Origin of the sequence: Lysobacter sp. M2-1, assembly GCF_022662495.1 — a bacterium.
In the GTDB taxonomy this organism is placed as follows: domain Bacteria; phylum Pseudomonadota; class Gammaproteobacteria; order Xanthomonadales; family Xanthomonadaceae; genus JAKPBU01.
The window spans coordinates 212,838-229,480 of sequence record NZ_JAKPBU010000001.1 but is presented as its reverse complement, the minus strand read 5'-3'; the positions used below and the strand labels follow the sequence as shown (position 1 = coordinate 229,480).

Sequence of the window (16,643 nt, the reverse complement as noted above, 5' to 3'; positions counted from 1 at the left end):
GACATCATGCATCGCACTTGCATCCACACCCTGTTGCGCATCGCGCTGCTCGTCGCCACGCTCGCGGCGGCTCCAGCCGCGCTCGCCGGTCCGCCGCTGCTCTGCGATCCCTTCGACACGGCGGGCGCGGCCTCGCTGCCCTGGGGCGATGGCTGGAACCGCGCCCATAACGGGTATGACACCCGCGGGCTGGTCGAAGACACCCGCGCGCTGCTGACGCCGCAGGTCCCGGTGATCGCGCGCATGGAAACCCTGCGTCGCGCGGCGATCTATGCGAGCGCGAACGGCGACCAGCTGCGTCGCCTGGCCGCAGCGCTGGAGGCCCGCGTTGCCGCGGCGACGGATCCGCGGAGCAGGGCCCTGGCCCTGTTCGACGCCGGCTACTTCGCCGAAACCGTGCAGGACATCGCCCGGCTGCAGGGCTACGACATGCCCGGCATCGGCAAGGTGGATGCCGCCGCGCTGGATGCGGTGCTCGCCCGGGGAGAAGGCAGCACGCGCATCGCCGATGCGCTGCGCCTGCAGCCGGGCGACGCTTCGATGCGCTTCGCGGCGGCGTTGGTCGCAAAGGCGGACGCACGCCACGCTGACCGCGTGATCCATGCGCGGGCGGCACGTACCGGCGCCCGCAACGATCGCCTGCTGGCGCTCAACATCCGCCAGATCGACTGAACTTAGCCGCCTGCCGGTCGCGGCATCCGCAACGCAGCGGACCGCGGCCGGCTGCGCCGATCCACGCCGCGCGTGGGATCATCGGCCATCCCCCAACGGATGCGCCGGCATGAAATACCTGCACACCATGATTCGCGTCCATGATCTGGACGCCACTTTGCGTTTCTTCTGCGAAGGCGTCGGGCTGCGCGAAACCCGGCGCATGGAGAACGAGAAAGGCCGTTACACCCTCGTGTTCCTGGCCGCCGACGAAAGTCCGGACGCGGAGATCGAGCTGACCTGGAACTGGCCGCCGGAAGACGGCACGCCGGCGGAGGATTACGGCAGCGCGCGCAATTTCGGCCACCTCGCGTTCCGCGTCGGAGATATCTATGCCGTCTGCGATCGGCTGCAGTCGATGGGCTACACCATCCATCGTCCGCCGCGCGATGGGCACATGGCCTTCGTCCGCTCGCCCGACCTGATCTCGGTCGAACTGCTGCAGGAAGGCCACCTGCCGCCGGCCGAGCCCTGGGCGTCGATGCCCAATACCGGCACCTGGTAATTCATGTCGTATCCCGGCGCAGGCCGGGAGCCAGCTCTTGCGGGCGGCGTTGGCGGACGCGGGCACGCTCAAGCGCCGCAGATGACGTGCGCTACGCGCCGTAGAACGTCCCGGCTTGCCCCGGGATCACGAGTAAGCAATCACCCACCGAATCGAGTCCGATGACCGACACATCCCACCTCCTCGCGCTTGGCCACGAGCGCTACCTGCCCATCTACCGCCCACGCGATCTGATCCTGGAGCGCGGCCAGGGCGCGCGTCTGTGGGACACCGAAGGTCACGACTACATCGATTTCGGCGCCGGGATCGCGGTGTGCAGCCTCGGTCATTGCGACCCGGACCTGGTCGCGGCCCTGCATGAGCAGGGCGGCAGGCTCTGGCACACCAGCAACGTGTTCTACAGCGAGCCGCCGCTGCGTCTGGCGGAGGAACTGGTCGCCGCCTCGCGCTTCGCCGAGCGCGTGTTCCTGTGCAACTCCGGCGCCGAGGCCAACGAAGCCGCGATCAAGCTGGTGCGCAAATGGGCGACAGCGCAGGGGCGTGCGCCGGAGCGGCGCGTCATCGTGAGCTTCCGCGGCAGCTTCCACGGTCGCACCCTGGCCGCGGTCACCGCAACCGCGCAGCCGAAATACCAGGACGGCTACGAGCCGCTGCCCGGCGGCTTCCGTTACGTCGATTTCAACGATCTCGCGCAGCTGGAAACGGCGATGGCGGACGGCGACGTCGCCGCCGTGCTGGTCGAACCGGTGCAGGGCGAAGGCGGCGTGATGCCGGCAGCCGACGGCTTCCTGCAGGGCGTGCGCGCACTGTGCGACCGGCACGGGGCGCTGCTGGTGCTGGACGAGATCCAGTGCGGCATGGGCCGCACCGGCGTGCTGTTCGCGCATTGGCATGACGGCGCGGTGCCCGACATCGTGACCATGGCCAAGGCGCTGGGCGGCGGCTTTCCGATCGGCGCGATGCTGGCCGGACCGCGCGTGGCCGAGGTCATGCAGTTCGGCGCACACGGCACCACTTTCGGCGGCAACCCGCTGGCCGCGGCGGTGGCCCGGGTGGCCTTGCGCAAGCTGGCTTCGGAACCGATCGCGGCCAACGTACGCAGGCAGGCCGCTGCGATCCGCGATGCGCTCGCGGCCATCGACGAGGAATTCGGCCTGTTCTCGGAGATCCGCGGGCGCGGCCTGATGCTGGGCGCGGCGCTCAACCAAACCCACGCCGGCCGCGCCGGCGAGATCCTCAGCTACGCCGCCGCCGCGGGCCTGCTGCTGCTGCAGGCCGGCCCGGACGTGCTGCGCCTGGTGCCGCCGTTGAACATCGGCGACGACGAGCTGGAAGAAGGTCTGGCGCGCTTGCAAAGCGGCCTGCGCGCCTACCTGGACGCGCGGTCCCAGGGAAGGTCCGAGCAGGTCGGATCTCGTCAGTCATTCCCGCTTGCGCGGGAATGACGACAATCACTCAAGGCCGCTCTGACTCAGCCCAGCGCCTGCGCTAGGTCCGCCATCAGGTCGTCCGCGTTCTCCAGCCCCACCGACATGCGCAGCAGGTTTTGCGGCGACGATGGCTTGGGTCCTTCGACCGAGGCGCGATGTTCGATCAGCGACTCGCACCCACCGAGGGACGTGGCGTTGGTGAAGATCCGCACCCTGGACGCCAGCGCCAGCGCCGCCTCGCGCCCGCCGCGCAACTGCACGCTGAGCATGCCGCCGGCGTCGCGCATCTGGCGTGCGGCGATGTCGTGGCCCGGATGTGTCGCCAGGCCGGGGTAGTTCACGCTTTCGACTTCGGGCCGCGCCACCAGGAATTCGGCGACCTTGCGCGCATTGGCGCAGTGCATGGCCATACGCGCCGGCAGCGAACGCAGGCCGCGTAGCACCAGCCAGGCGCTGAACGGGGCCAGGCTCGGCCCCGCCAGATGCAGGCGCCTTGCAGTGGCACGGGATAGCTCGGTGTGCGCTGCGAAAGCCAGCAGCCCACCGAGCACGTCGCTGTGCCCGCCCAGGTACTTGGTTGCCGAATGCACTACTACGTCCGCGCCCAGCGCCAAAGGCCGCTGCAGTAGCGGTGTCGCGAACGTGTTGTCGCAGGCGACCAGCGCGCCGTGCGCATGCCCGATGTTGGCCAGGGCGGCGATGTCGCTGATCTGCAGCAGCGGATTGGACGGCGTCTCCAGCCACAGCAGGTCCACTCCCGCCGCGCACGCGGCGCGCACCGCGTCGAGGTCGGTCATTTCGACATAGGCGACGTCCACGCCACGCTGTGCCAGAAATTCGTTGGCGTACATGCGCAGCCCAACGTAGCAGTCCGTGGGCAGTACGATCCGCGCCGGCGTGGGCAGGCTCTCGATGAGGGTGCAGATCGCGGCCATGCCCGAGGCGAAGCCGAGCGCGGTTTGCGCGCCCTCGAGCGCGGCGATCGCGGCGCACAGCCGGTCGTTGGTCGGATTGCCTTCGCGCTGGTACTCGTAACCCGCCAACCGCGCGCCATCGGCGGCGTGCTGGAAGGTCGTGGACAGGTGGATCGGCGGCGCGACTGCGCCAGTGGCCGGATCGGGTTCGTTGCCGACGTGGACGGCGAGGGTTTCAGGGCGCATGGCCGGGGTTCTCCAGGAATCCATGGTCCATCAGCGCGGCGCGTAACCCGGCCGCGCCGCGATGGTGGTGGGCGCGCATGCCGGCCGCCTGTGCGGCATCGGCGTTGGCGCGCTTGTCGTCCACGAACAGGATTGCATCCGGCGTCAGGCCGAGCCTGGCCGAGGCATGGGCGAAAATCGCGGCCTCCGGCTTGCCGATGCCGAACTCGGCCGAGCACAGCACGCGCCCGTCGAACAGCGGCGACAGCGCCGGGCACAGGGTCGGCAAATGATCGCGCACGAGCAGGCCATTGTTGCTGAGGATCGCCACCGATGCGTGTCGCGCGGCTTCGCGCGCCAGCGCCACGACCTCGGCATCGGGCGTCATCGAGGCCGCGCGCGCTGCGATGCAGTCGGCGAGCGAAACCGCAACGCCGAGCCGCCGTGCCAGCACCTCAGCCTGGCCCCGGGCGTCGTGGCGTCCGAGGTCGCTGTCGCGTTCTAGCCCCGAGGCGAACAGCTCTGCCTCGATCCGTTCCGGAGCCACCCCGACCCGCGCCGCCAGCGTGCGCACCCGGGCGTCGTGGTCGTAACGGACCAGGGTCTCGTCGAGGTCGAACAGGACGCAGGCGGGCCGTTTCACCGGCACGTTCACGTCGCGCGGGCCACCGCGAAGGCTTCGCCTGCTGCCGCAATCGTCGCCGCGATCGCGTCGTCGCCGTGCGCGGCCGACATGAAACCGGCCTCGAACGCGGAGGGCGCCAGGTACACGCCGCGTTCGAGCATGGCGTGGAAGAAGCGGTTGAATGCGGCGGTGTCGCAGGCCACCGCCTGCGCATAGGTATCGACCTTCTCGCTGCTGAAGAACAGGCCGAACATGCCGCCGACGCGTTGGGTACTGAAGGCGACGCCTGCCTCGCGTGCTGCCGCCTCGAGTCCGTCGCAGAGCGCGTTTGTTTTTGCCTCGACGGCGTCGTAGAAGCCAGGCGCCTGGATCAGTTCCAGCATGGCAAGCCCCGCCGCCATCGCCACCGGATTGCCGCTGAGCGTGCCAGCCTGGTAGATCGGTCCTGCCGGAGCGATCTGTTCCATCAGCTCGCGCCGGCCGCCGTACGCGCCGACCGGCATGCCCCCGCCGATGACCTTGCCGAAGGTCGACAGGTCCGGGGTCACCCCGTAGCGCGCCTGCGCGCCGCCCAGCGCCACCCGGAAGCCGGTCATGACCTCGTCGAAGATCAGGATGGTGCCGTGGCGCGTGCACAGTTCGCGCAGGTGCTGCAGATAGCCCTCGCGCGGCGGCAGGCAGTTGGCGTTGCCGACCACCGGTTCGACGATCAGTCCGGCGATGTCGTCGCCGCATTCGTCGAACAGCGCGGTCGCGGCGTCGAAATCGTTGTAGGACAGGGTCAGGGTGAGGTCGGCCAGCGCCTTGGGCACGCCAGGCGAGGTCGGCACGCCAAAGGTCAGGGCGCCGCTGCCCGCTTTCACCAGGAAGCTGTCGCCATGCCCGTGGTAGCAGCCTTCGAACTTGACGATGCGTGCGCGCTCCGTGGCGCCGCGCGCCAGACGGATCGCCGAGAGCGTGGCCTCGGTCCCCGAGTTGACCATGCGCACCATCTCGCACCCCGGCACCAGCCGTGCGATGGTCTGGGCCATCGTCACCTCCAGCGGATTGGGCGTTCCGAAGCTCAGGCCGTCGCGGGCGGTGGCGATCACCGCTTCGAGCACCTGCGGATGGTTGTGGCCGACGATCATCGGCCCCCACGAGCCGACATAGTCGATGTAGCGGTTGCCGTCGACGTCGAACAGGTACGGCCCTTCCGCGCGCTGCACGAAGAACGGCTCGCCGCCGACCGACTTGAACGCGCGCACCGGCGAGTTGACGCCGCCGGGCATCAGCGTCTGCGCCTGCGAGAAGAGTGCCTGGGATCGGGAGGTGTCCATTTGCATCCAGATTGAAGTGATGTTGTCGTTCCCTGGGTGAGCCGTGCCCATGTCCCGGGAAAGTCTGCCTCAGGCCGGGCTCGCGGCTGGATCGAACGCGCGCCGGTACGCGCGCGCGGCGGCGAGAGGGTCCGCCGCATCGAACACGCCGGCAATGACCGCCACCAGGTCCGCGCCGGCGGCGATCAGGCCTGGGGCGTTGTCCGGGGTGATGCCCCCGATCGCCACCCGAGGCAGGCCCAGTGAGGCGGCTTCCCGCAGCAGGTCCGGCGTGGCGCGGCGCGCGCCCGGCTTGGTTGTCGACGCAAAGAACGCGCCGAATGCGATGTAGCTGGTGCCGGCCGTCGCCGCTGCCTGGGCGCGGACCAGGTCGTCGTAGCAGGAGACGCCGATGATGGCCGCCTCGCCCAGCACAGCACGCGCCTGGTGCACGGCGCCATCGTGTTCCCCCAGGTGCACGCCGGCCGCGCCGATTGCATGCGCCAGATCGGTATCGTCGTTGACGATCAGCGGCACGCCGGCCGCGCGGCACAGCGGCAGCAGCGCCAGCGCCTGTTCCGAGCGCAGTGCCGGGCTGGCGCCCTTGTTGCGGTACTGCAGCAGGCTGGCCTCGCCCAGCACGGCCGCCACGCGGTCCCGCAGCCGTGCGGTGTCGGGCTCGTCAGGCGTGACCAGATACAGGCCACGTTGCCAGGCGGCCGCGTTCATGCGCCGGTTTTCCGGCATTGCCGGGGCGTGGGAGAATGGCGAAACATTCCCGCATTATCCGCCGATGCCCGTCCCGGAGTCTCCCGCCGTCAACGCCGTCGCCTACCGCACCTGGATGTGTGTGGTATGCGGTTTCATCTACGACGAAGCCGCAGGCCTGCCCGAGGATGGCATCGCTCCCGGCACGAGCTGGGAAGACGTGCCCGACACCTGGACCTGCCCGGATTGCGGCGTGACCAAGGACGACTTCGAGATGATGCCGCTGTGAGCGGTGCTCAGTGCGGGCGCGAACCGCGCCCGATCGCGATCAGGCGCTCGCGCAGCGATTCGCTGTCGTCTGCATTCGGATTCAGCTGCAGGTAGCGGGTGAGATCCTGGCGCGCGCCATGCGCATGGCCCAGCTTCAGGTAACCCAGGCCGCGGTCGCGTAGCGCTTCGGCATTGTTGGGTGACAGCTTCAGCACCCGGTCGGCGCTGCGAACCGCCCGTTCCCAGTCGTCCTGGTCGGCATAGACGCCGTGCAGGTTGCGCAGCATCCGCATCAGCATGCCGCGATGGGAAGCTGGGCTGAGGATGTGGTTCAACGCCTCGTCATCGGGGACGTCGCCGCCCAGGTGCGGTTTCGCGCGCTCGCGCAGCTCGTCGACGTCGAGCGGGCGGCCCCGGTTGAACGGATCCATCACCAGCACGCCGTCATCGACCGGCAGGCGCACCAGGAAATGGCCAGGAAACGACACGCCGTCGAGCGGCACGCCGACCCGGCGCGCGACCTCCATCTGCACCAGGGCTAGCGAGATCGGATTGCCGAGCCGGCGCTCGAACACCTCGTTGAGATAGCTGTTGCGCGGGTCGTAATACTGGTCGTGGTTGCCGGCGTAGCCCAGTTCCTCGAACAGGTGCCGGTTGATCGCCTGCATCTTCAGCGGCCAGGAATCGACCGCCTCGATCTCGCCACGCAGATGTTCGGCGTGGCTCTGCAGCAGGGTGTCGTACAGGTCCGCATCCAGTTGCGGATATTCGTCGCGCGCGATCAGCAGCGCGGTGCCCAGCAGCGGCAGCGTGGCGTCCTCCAGGGAGGCCAGTGCATGCCACTCGGGAAGTTGCAGGGGCGCCCGCATGCCCCAAGCCTGCGCGGTTCGCGCCGCCCGCGCAAGCGCGCATTGCGCGTTTCAGCGCACGTCGACGCCAGGGCCGAAGCGCAGCTCCGCGCCGTCCGCCAGCCCCAGGGCTTCTGCCTGGCCGGCGTTGAGTTCCAGCACGTAACGCGCCGGACCACTGCTGGGGTAGGGCGGGCAACGGTCGCCGAGCGTGCACGGCGGCACGTCTCGCTGCTGCGATACCAGCCTGCGCGCGTCGTCGAAATACAGGATGTCCAGCGCAATTCTGGTGTTCTTCATCCAGTAAGCCTGCGGTTCCTCGCGCTCGTGGATGAACAGCATCCCGCGGTCAATCGGCAACGCGTCACGGAACATCAGGCCGCGCGCGCGCTCGGCGTCGTCGTCCGCGATTTCCACGCTATAGCGCTTCCCGGCCAGTTCGACCCACGGGTTGCCGGCGCTCGCGCAGCCAGACAGCGCCAGCAGGGCGCCCAGAAGGGGGAAAAAGCGGGCAGAACAGCGCATGGATAGCTCCCGGGTCGTGGTCCGCGGACCTTCCCGGAGCAGGCCCGTTGCGTCAAGTTTCCGTGCCCCCTTTGCAAACCGTTTCGAAGGAGGCACAATGCGCGCCCCCTCGCCGGACCGGCCTGAACCGAGCCGGCAGGGACGTCAAAAAAACCCCCTCACAGGGTGTTGACGTCCCCAAAAAGGGCTGTATCATGTGCGGCTCACTCGGGCACTTTGGTGACTGAGGAAAGCGACAAACGGGAACGCGGCGCTGAGGCCGGTTCCAACGATCTTTGACAGTGTGCGCAGGTGACTTGTGCGGGCGTCTGGCAGATGGATGACTGTCCATCTTGCAGACGTTCGTAACAGAACCAAGTCAATTCAAAGCATGCAAATGCAGCGAGTAAATTTGGCTGGGACGACGACTGCACTCAAAGCTTTGGACGCAAGTCCGAAAAACTTAAGTGAAGAGTTTGATCCTGGCTCAGAGTGAACGCTGGCGGCAGGCCTAACACATGCAAGTCGAACGGCAGCACAGAGGAGCTTGCTCCTTGGGTGGCGAGTGGCGGACGGGTGAGGAATACATCGGAATCTACCCAGTCGTGGGGGATAACTTAGGGAAACTTAAGCTAATACCGCATACGACCCACGGGTGAAAGCGGAGGACCGCAAGGCTTCGCGCGATTGGATGAGCCGATGTCGGATTAGCTTGTTGGCGGGGTAACGGCCCACCAAGGCGACGATCCGTAGCTGGTCTGAGAGGATGATCAGCCACACTGGAACTGAGACACGGTCCAGACTCCTACGGGAGGCAGCAGTGGGGAATATTGGACAATGGGCGCAAGCCTGATCCAGCCATGCCGCGTGAGTGAAGAAGGCCCTCGGGTTGTAAAGCTCTTTTGTCCGGAAAGAAAAGCACTTGGCTAATACCCAGGTGTCCTGACGGTACCGGAAGAATAAGCACCGGCTAACTTCGTGCCAGCAGCCGCGGTAATACGAAGGGTGCAAGCGTTACTCGGAATTACTGGGCGTAAAGCGTGCGTAGGTGGTTCGTTAAGTCTGATGTGAAAGCCCTGGGCTCAACCTGGGAATTGCATTGGATACTGGCGGGCTAGAGTGCGGTAGAGGATGGCGGAATTCCCGGTGTAGCAGTGAAATGCGTAGAGATCGGGAGGAACATCCGTGGCGAAGGCGGCCATCTGGACCAGCACTGACACTGAGGCACGAAAGCGTGGGGAGCAAACAGGATTAGATACCCTGGTAGTCCACGCCCTAAACGATGCGAACTGGATGTTGGGTGCAACTTGGCACTCAGTATCGAAGCTAACGCGTTAAGTTCGCCGCCTGGGGAGTACGGTCGCAAGACTGAAACTCAAAGGAATTGACGGGGGCCCGCACAAGCGGTGGAGTATGTGGTTTAATTCGATGCAACGCGAAGAACCTTACCTGGTCTTGACATCCACGGAACTTTCCAGAGATGGATTGGTGCCTTCGGGAACCGTGAGACAGGTGCTGCATGGCTGTCGTCAGCTCGTGTCGTGAGATGTTGGGTTAAGTCCCGCAACGAGCGCAACCCTTGTCCTTAGTTGCCAGCACGTAATGGTGGGAACTCTAAGGAGACCGCCGGTGACAAACCGGAGGAAGGTGGGGATGACGTCAAGTCATCATGGCCCTTACGACCAGGGCTACACACGTACTACAATGGGAAGGACAGAGGGCTGCAATCCCGCGAGGGGGAGCCAATCCCAGAAACCTTCTCTCAGTCCGGATTGGAGTCTGCAACTCGACTCCATGAAGTCGGAATCGCTAGTAATCGCAGATCAGCATTGCTGCGGTGAATACGTTCCCGGGCCTTGTACACACCGCCCGTCACACCATGGGAGTTTGTTGCACCAGAAGCAGGTAGCTTAACCGCAAGGAGGGCGCTTGCCACGGTGTGGCCGATGACTGGGGTGAAGTCGTAACAAGGTAGCCGTATCGGAAGGTGCGGCTGGATCACCTCCTTTAGAGACTAAAAGACAGACCAGAAGTCTGTCAGACGTCCGCACAAGTGACCTGCATCCAGAGTGTCCCAAACATTGGGGCCTTAGCTCAGCTGGGAGAGCACCTGCTTTGCAAGCAGGGGGTCGTCGGTTCGATCCCGACAGGCTCCACCACGCTCAAAGGGCAAAGACATTTGGGTCTGTAGCTCAGGTGGTTAGAGCGCACCCCTGATAAGGGTGAGGCCGGTGGTTCGAGTCCTCCCAGACCCACCACTCCTCTGGATACAAGCCGCACACTAAAAAGATTTGAATCGACCTGGCGCTGAAGCCGGTGTCGTGTTCTTTTACAACTTGGGACGTAGCGAGCGTTTGAGACGAATGTCCAGACGTGTCGTTGAGGCTAAGGCGAGTGCCGGAAGGCACTTTATTTGAAGTTGTAGTCGTTGTGTTCGCGACGACGTACGACCCCGAGGCGACTTGGGGTTATATGGTCAAGCGAATAAGCGCACACGGTGGATGCCTTGGCGGTCAGAGGCGATGAAGGACGTGGCAGCCTGCGAAAAGTGTCGGGGAGCTGGCAACAAGCTTTGATCCGGCAATGTCCGAATGGGGAAACCCACCTCGCAAGAGGTATCGTGCAGTGAATACATAGCTGTACGAGGCGAACGCGGTGAACTGAAATATCTAAGTAACCGCAGGAAAAGAAATCAACCGAGATTCCCTAAGTAGCGACGAGCGAACGGGGAGCAGCCCAAAAGTCTGCATGGTTCTAGTAAAACAAGCTGGAAAGCTTGGCCATAGAAGGTGACAGCCCTGTATGCGAAAGGGCCACGCAGATGAAATTGAGTAGGGCGGGGCACGTGAAACCCTGTCTGAACATGGGGGGACCATCCTCCAAGGCTAAATACTCCTGACCGACCGATAGTGAACCAGTACCGTGAGGGAAAGGCGAAAAGAACCCTGGTGAAGGGAGTGAAATAGATCCTGAAACCGTGTGCGTACAAGCAGTAGGAGCTCCGCAAGGAGTGACTGCGTACCTTTTGTATAATGGGTCAGCGACTTACTGTTCGTGGCGAGCTTAACCGTATAGGGGAGGCGAAGGGAAACCGAGTCTGATAAGGGCGCATAGTCGCGGGCAGTAGACCCGAAACCGGGTGATCTAGTCATGGCCAGGGTGAAGGTTGAGTAACATCAACTGGAGGCCCGAACCCACGTCTGTTGCAAAAGACGGGGATGAGTTGTGATTAGGAGTGAAAAGCTAATCGAACCCGGAGATAGCTGGTTCTCCTCGAAAGCTATTTAGGTAGCGCCTCATGTGAATCCTCTCGGGGGTAGAGCACTGTTATGGCTAGGGGGTCATTGCGACTTACCAAACCATGGCAAACTCCGAATACCGAGACGGAATGCATGGGAGACACACGGCGGGTGCTAACGTCCGTCGTGAAAAGGGAAACAACCCAGACCCACAGCTAAGGTCCCCAATTACTGCTAAGTGGAAAACCATGTGGAAAGGCACAGACAGCCAGGAGGTTGGCTTAGAAGCAGCCACCCTTTAAAGAAAGCGTAATAGCTCACTGGTCGAGTCGGTCTGCGGGGAAGATTTAACGGGGCTAAGCAGTAAACCGAAGCTTGGGGTGCACAACTTTGTTGTGCGCGGTAGAGGAGCGTTCCGTAAGCCGATGAAGGTGGATTGAGAAGTCCGCTGGAGGTATCGGAAGTGCGAATGCTGACATGAGTAACGATAATGCGGGTGAAAAGCCCGCACGCCGAAAGCCCAAGGTTTCCTTGCGCAACGTTAATCGGCGCAGGGTGAGTCGGCCCCTAAGGCGAGGCAGAAATGCGTAGTCGATGGGAAGCTGGTTAATATTCCAGCACCTCGCGTAAGTGCGATGGAGGGACGGAGAAGGTTAGGCAGGCCGGGCGTTGGTTGTCCCGGTGAGAGAGTTGAGGCGGTGCCCTTAGGCAAATCCGGGGGCGCAACGTTGAGACTAAGGACGAGCCCATTAGGGCGAAGCTGCTGATATCACGCTTCCAGGAAAAGCTCCTAAGCTTCAGCTTACGCAGACCGTACCGTAAACCGACACAGGTGGGCAGGATGAGAATTCTCAGGCGCTTGAGAGAACTCGGGTGAAGGAACTAGGCAAAATAGCACCGTAACTTCGGGAGAAGGTGCGCCTCCTCTGGTGAATAGCTGGGGGGGGCCGAAGTGACCAGGCCGCTGCGACTGTTTATCAAAAACACAGCACTCTGCAAACACGAAAGTGGACGTATAGGGTGTGACGCCTGCCCGGTGCTGGAAGGTTAATTGATGGGGTCAGCCGCAAGGCGAAGCTCTTGATCGAAGCCCCAGTAAACGGCGGCCGTAACTATAACGGTCCTAAGGTAGCGAAATTCCTTGTCGGGTAAGTTCCGACCTGCACGAATGGCGTAACGACAGCGGCGCTGTCTCCACCCGAGACTCAGTGAAATTGAAATCGCTGTGAAGATGCAGCGTTCCCGCGGCAAGACGGAAAGACCCCGTGAACCTTTACTATAGCTTTACACTGAACGTTGAGTTCGTCTGTGTAGGATAGGTGGGAGCCTTTGAAGCGATGGCGCTAGCTGTCGTGGAGGCAACCTTGAAATACCACCCTGATGTGCTTGACGTTCTAACCTGGGCCCGTAATCCGGGTCGGGGACCGTGTATGGTGGGTAGTTTGACTGGGGCGGTCTCCTCCCAAAGAGTAACGGAGGAGCTCGAAGGTACGCTCAGCGCGGTCGGACATCGCGCACTGTGTGCAAAGGCATAAGCGTGCTTGACTGCAAGATCGACGGATCAAGCAGGTACGAAAGTAGGACTTAGTGATCCGGTGGTTCTGTATGGAAGGGCCATCGCTCAACGGATAAAAGGTACTCCGGGGATAACAGGCTGATACCGCCCAAGCGTCCATAGCGACGGCGGTGTTTGGCACCTCGATGTCGGCTCATCACATCCTGGGGCTGTAGTCGGTCCCAAGGGTATGGCTGTTCGCCATTTAAAGTGGTACGCGAGCTGGGTTCAGAACGTCGTGAGACAGTTCGGTCCCTATCTGTCGTGGGCGTTGGAGATTTGAGAGGGGCTGCTCCTAGTACGAGAGGACCGGAGTGGACGAACCTCTGGTGTTCCGGTTGTCACGCCAGTGGCACTGCCGGGTAGCTATGTTCGGAAGCGATAACCGCTGAAAGCATCTAAGCGGGAAGCGCGCCTCAAGATGAGATCTCCCGGGGCACAAGCCCCCTAAAGGAACCATCAAGACCAGGTGGTTGATAGGCTGGGTGTGTAAGTACAGCAATGTATTGAGCTAACCAGTACTAATGATCCGTGTGGCTTGACCATATAACCTCAAGTGGCCTTGGACTCGACGACGCGTCGACGTTCGGAGCAAATTTCGCTACGTCCCAACTTATTCGCCAAAGGCGAGCCGTTTCATGGCTTGTTCGGAGGCAACCAACGAGAGCGTGTGCGCGTTCAAGTCGTCTGTGGATACGTCCGCATCCGACCCGCGACCCTCCACCCTCTCCCTGGTGACAATAGCTGCGTGGAACCACCCGATCCCATTCCGAACTCGGAAGTGAAACGCGTACGCGCCGATGGTAGTGTGCATTCAGCATGCGAGAGTAGGTCATCGCCAGGGTCTTTACCCAAAAACCCCCAGCTCCGGCTGGGGGTTTTTCTTTTGCCGCGACGAATCCGTACGAGGCTGCGAGCTGTTGAACCCGGCGACCGCTTTGCGGTCAGCCAAGCACCAGCGGCGGTTCGCCACCGACGATCACGATGTCTGCTCCGCGTCGGGCGAACAAGCCCACACTGACCACTCCTGGGATCTGGTTGAGCTCGCGCTCCAGGCCAACCGGGTCGATGATCGACAAGCCGTGAATGTCGAGCAGCACATTGCCGTTGTCGGTGACCACGCCATCGCGCCATACAGGATTTCCGCCGGTAATCCGCAGAATTTCCCTTGCGACGAGGCTGCGCGCCATCGGGATAACCTCGACCGGCAGCGGAAACCTGCCTAGCACCTCGACGCGCTTTGACGGATCGATGATGCAGACGAAACGTGCGCTCGCCTCGGCGATGATTTTTTCCCGGGTCAGCGCCGCTCCGCCGCCCTTGATCAGGCGCTTGTGCGGGTCGCACTCGTCGGCGCCGTCGACGTAGAGGGCGAGCGGTCCGGTGTGATTGAGATCCAGCACCTCGATGCCATGTCCGCGCAGGCGCTGGCTGCTTTGTTCCGAGCTGGAGACGGCGCCCTCGATCCGGTCGCGGATCCGGGCCAGCGCATCGATGAAGTAGGCGACGGTGGAACCGGTGCCCACCCCGACGATGCTGCCATCCTCGACGTAATCAATGGCCTTCTCGGCGGCGAGGCGTTTTGCTTCGGTCATCGGGGTTCCCGTTGTTGAGCGGTGGGCAAACCGGCGCCTCGTAACCAGGGACGAGCCTGCTCGCCCGGCACTGCAAAGCGTCACTCAAGCGATAGCAGCAGTTTCCACTGCGCCGCGGTCACCGGCAGCACCGACAGCCGCGTGCCGCGGCGGATCAGGGCGAAATCCTCGCCCAGGCGCTCTGCATGCGCCCGGATCTCATCGAGCGGGATCCCGCGCTGCAGCTTGCGCACGAACTTCACGTCCACCAGCTCCCAGCGTGGTTGCTCCTGGGTGGATTTTTCATCGAAGTACTTCGACTTCTTCTGGAACTGGGTCGGGTCCGGATAGGGCGTGCTTGCGACCTCGGCGACCCCGTAGATGCCGGGGACTTCCGTGCTCGAGTGATAGAACAGCACGCCGTCGCCGGGTTGCATCTGGCGCATGAAGTTGCGCGCCTGGTAATTGCGCACGCCGGTCCAGGGTTCGATCCCGACCCGCTGCAGGTCGTCGATCGAAAAATCCTCAGGTTCCGATTTCATTAGCCAGTATTTCCTGCGCGCGCTCATGCGGAAACGGTTCCTGCGAGGGTGAGATGGGTGCCAGCGTCGGTGCAAACGGCATCCAGGGCCACGTCCCAGGGCTGGCTCGTCAGTGCATCGATCTGCTGCGACTGGAAACCCGCGCCGACGAGCCATGGCGGCGGCGCGGAGGCCTGCCTGAATGCGAAGCTGCGATCGTACCAACCCGCTCCCATGCCCAGGCGCTGGCCGCTGGCGTCGAAGCCGACCAGCGGGACCACCACCATGCGCATGGATTCGGGTGCGAGCAGCTTGCCCGGATCGACATCCGGCTCGGGAATGCCGTAGCGATTGGTCGCGAGCGGTTCGCCCGGGCGCCAGGGCGCGAAGCGGAGACCCTGGCTGCCATGGAGAACCGGCAGGCAGTAGGTCACGCGCGCGGGCAGGCGCAGCTGCCAGGCGTGCAATGCGATTTCGCCGTCCATCGCCCAGTAGCCGGCGACGAAGCCCGTATCCGGAGCGAACGGCAACGAGAGCAGATGGCCGGCAAGCGACTCGGCGGCGGCCAGGCGCTGCGCGGCCGGAAGATCGCGTCGCCGCCGACGCAGTTCCGCGCGTAGCGCCTTCCGGTCTAGGGTCATCGTGCGGTGGATCCGGCGGCGGTCATGCGCGGATTGTAGGGCCGGAATCGTGCAGTCGACGAGCCGTTCGCACGCGTTGTTCGCGCGAGCAAGAGCTCAGGCGATGACATTGCGCGCCATCGCCGGGACGCGGCCGCGCAGCCGGATTTCCACTGCACGACGCCAAATAAAAGGCCCGCGCAAATGCACGGGCCGTAAAAATTGCATCCTCCGCCATGCCGATGCGCGCGAAACGACCTTGAACCCGGGGTTCAAGTGGGAACGCTTGGAAGCCCTTGGGCTTTCCGCTGCGAGGCGGACATGCACGCTGGGCGACCGCTGCATCCCCGGTGTCGTTTTTAAGGGACAAGGCGAATGTTTGCGCGCGCCGTCAATCACGGCAGAGGACGCAGGCCAAGTATAGGGAAGCGTTGCGATGACGCAAGTTCCATTCGTCGGAACATTCAGTCAACCACGGTCGCAAACACCACTGCAATCCGCCAACCCGCAACCCACAGCGCATTCATTACGCGTCGACGAACTGGTCCAGCTTGCGTTGCAGCGCATCGAGCGTGCGCGCGAGTTCGCGCTCGCGCCTGCCGTTTTCGTCGCGTAGCTGCTGCAGTTCGTGCGCCAGGTTCAGCGCCGCGAGCACAGCGACACGGTCGATGGCGGCCATGCGATTGGCGCCACGCACATCCCGCATGCGCTGTTCCAGCAGGCGTGCGGCCGCGACCAGACTGTCGCGCTCGTCGGGTTCGACGCCAACGGTGTACTCGCGGTCCAGGATGCGGATGCTGACCGCTTCGCTGTTGCTCACGTGTGCTGCTCCAGCGACTTCAACCGCGCGATCATCGCCTCGACCCGGGTGCGCGCCTGCTCGTTCTTGGCCAGCAGCTGCGAACGCTCGCCGCTAATCTGCTCATGCTGGTTGCGCAGACTCCGGTTTTCTTCGGCCAGGCGTTGGCAGCGTTCGACCAGGGCTTCGATGCGCGAAGCCATGGCCTGCAGCTGGGCGACCGGGTCGGGGTTGTTCATGCAGGCACCTTAGGCAGCCGGCCGAAGGCGGTCAAGCCGGTCGGGCCCGCGCCAGGGC

14 protein-coding genes, 2 tRNA genes, 3 rRNA genes, 1 other RNA gene and 1 pseudogene are annotated in these 16,643 nt (G+C 63.9%); 9 read left to right on the top strand and 12 right to left on the bottom strand.

Going from position 1 to position 16,643, the window contains the following annotated elements; genetic code table 11:
• Positions 1-6: 6 nt before the first annotated feature.
• The 3 genes and pseudogenes from MC375_RS00960 to MC375_RS00950 all read left to right on the top strand — a co-directional run.
• Complete coding sequence (locus MC375_RS00960; protein WP_242101410.1) at positions 7-672, top strand: hypothetical protein; 666 nt, start codon at positions 7-9, stop codon at positions 670-672.
• A 109-nt stretch (positions 673-781) separates the two neighbouring features.
• Positions 782-1,216 carry a VOC family protein gene (locus tag MC375_RS00955; RefSeq protein ID WP_242101409.1) on the top strand — a complete coding sequence of 145 codons (435 nt, stop codon included), beginning with the start codon at positions 782-784 and terminating at the stop codon, positions 1,214-1,216.
• Between the two features lie 161 nt (positions 1,217-1,377).
• Positions 1,378-2,601: pseudogene (locus MC375_RS00950) on the top strand (acetylornithine transaminase); the annotation flags it as partial.
• A gap of 86 nt (positions 2,602-2,687) precedes the next feature.
• Here the strand turns inward: MC375_RS00950 and MC375_RS00945 are convergent.
• The 4 genes from MC375_RS00945 to thiE all read right to left on the bottom strand — a co-directional run bounded on the left by MC375_RS00945 (position 2,688) and on the right by thiE (position 6,437).
• Positions 2,688-3,806, bottom strand: coding sequence for a PLP-dependent transferase (locus MC375_RS00945; RefSeq protein ID WP_242101407.1), 1,119 nt, complete (start codon positions 3,804-3,806; stop codon positions 2,688-2,690).
• A complete protein-coding gene (locus MC375_RS17770) occupies positions 3,796-4,428 on the bottom strand; it encodes an HAD-IA family hydrolase (RefSeq protein ID WP_242101406.1) in 633 nt (210 codons plus the stop codon). Before MC375_RS17770 ends, MC375_RS00945 begins: the two co-directional genes overlap by 11 nt.
• Positions 4,429-4,436: 8 nt before the next feature.
• A complete protein-coding gene (hemL, locus tag MC375_RS00935; protein ID WP_242101405.1) occupies positions 4,437-5,729 on the bottom strand; it encodes a glutamate-1-semialdehyde 2,1-aminomutase in 1,293 nt (430 codons plus the stop codon).
• 69 nt (positions 5,730-5,798) lie between these two features.
• Positions 5,799-6,437, bottom strand: coding sequence for a thiamine phosphate synthase (gene thiE, locus MC375_RS00930; RefSeq protein WP_242101404.1), 639 nt, complete (start codon positions 6,435-6,437; stop codon positions 5,799-5,801).
• A gap of 64 nt (positions 6,438-6,501) precedes the next feature.
• On the opposite strand from thiE, the gene MC375_RS00925 reads away from it, so the two are divergent.
• Entirely contained in the window at positions 6,502-6,705 is a 204-nt protein-coding gene (locus tag MC375_RS00925) for a rubredoxin (protein ID WP_242102917.1), read from the top strand.
• 7 nt (positions 6,706-6,712) lie between these two features.
• On the opposite strand, the gene MC375_RS00920 is transcribed toward MC375_RS00925, so the two are convergent.
• The gene (locus tag MC375_RS00920) at positions 6,713-7,555 is read right to left on the bottom strand and encodes a SirB1 family protein (protein ID WP_242101403.1); all 843 of its coding nucleotides are present in this window, start codon (positions 7,553-7,555) and stop codon (positions 6,713-6,715) included.
• Positions 7,556-7,606: 51 nt separating this feature from the next.
• Positions 7,607-8,059 (bottom strand): DUF192 domain-containing protein, encoded by a 453-nt coding sequence (locus MC375_RS00915; RefSeq protein WP_242101402.1) that lies wholly within the window; start codon positions 8,057-8,059, stop codon positions 7,607-7,609.
• Positions 8,060-8,502: 443 nt separating this feature from the next.
• Here MC375_RS00915 and MC375_RS00910 point away from each other — a divergent pair.
• The 5 genes from MC375_RS00910 to rrf all read left to right on the top strand — a co-directional run bounded on the left by MC375_RS00910 (position 8,503) and on the right by rrf (position 13,676).
• Positions 8,503-10,047 (top strand): 16S ribosomal RNA (locus tag MC375_RS00910).
• Between the two features lie 74 nt (positions 10,048-10,121).
• A tRNA-Ala gene (locus MC375_RS00905) sits at positions 10,122-10,197 on the top strand.
• Positions 10,198-10,219: 22 nt separating this feature from the next.
• Positions 10,220-10,296: transfer RNA gene (locus MC375_RS00900), tRNA-Ile, on the top strand.
• 216 nt (positions 10,297-10,512) lie between these two features.
• Positions 10,513-13,378: ribosomal RNA gene (locus MC375_RS00895) — 23S ribosomal RNA — on the top strand.
• Positions 13,379-13,562: 184 nt separating this feature from the next.
• A 5S ribosomal RNA gene (gene rrf / locus MC375_RS00890) occupies positions 13,563-13,676 on the top strand.
• The 16S, 23S and 5S rRNA genes sit together here with 2 tRNA genes alongside, the layout of an rRNA operon.
• 100 nt (positions 13,677-13,776) lie before the next feature.
• On the opposite strand, the gene rpiA is transcribed toward rrf, so the two are convergent.
• The 6 genes from rpiA to MC375_RS00860 form a co-directional block, all read right to left on the bottom strand.
• Positions 13,777-14,427, bottom strand: a complete 651-nt coding sequence (gene rpiA / locus MC375_RS00885) for a ribose-5-phosphate isomerase RpiA (protein WP_242102916.1) — start codon at positions 14,425-14,427, stop codon at positions 13,777-13,779.
• An 80-nt stretch (positions 14,428-14,507) separates the two neighbouring features.
• Positions 14,508-14,975: an EVE domain-containing protein gene (locus tag MC375_RS00880; protein ID WP_242101401.1), complete on the bottom strand. Its 468-nt coding sequence runs from the start codon at positions 14,973-14,975 to the stop codon at positions 14,508-14,510.
• Positions 14,972-15,568 carry a 5-formyltetrahydrofolate cyclo-ligase gene (locus tag MC375_RS00875; RefSeq protein WP_242101400.1) on the bottom strand — a complete coding sequence of 199 codons (597 nt, stop codon included), beginning with the start codon at positions 15,566-15,568 and terminating at the stop codon, positions 14,972-14,974. Before MC375_RS00875 ends, MC375_RS00880 begins: the two co-directional genes overlap by 4 nt.
• A gap of 203 nt (positions 15,569-15,771) precedes the next feature.
• Positions 15,772-15,957, bottom strand: a non-coding RNA gene (gene ssrS / locus MC375_RS00870) — 6S RNA.
• Between the two features lie 116 nt (positions 15,958-16,073).
• Complete coding sequence (locus tag MC375_RS00865; protein ID WP_242101399.1) at positions 16,074-16,367, bottom strand: cell division protein ZapA; 294 nt, start codon at positions 16,365-16,367, stop codon at positions 16,074-16,076.
• Positions 16,364-16,585, bottom strand: a complete 222-nt coding sequence (locus MC375_RS00860; protein WP_242101398.1) for a TIGR02449 family protein — start codon at positions 16,583-16,585, stop codon at positions 16,364-16,366. Before MC375_RS00860 ends, MC375_RS00865 begins: the two co-directional genes overlap by 4 nt.
• Positions 16,586-16,643 lie beyond the last annotated feature (58 nt).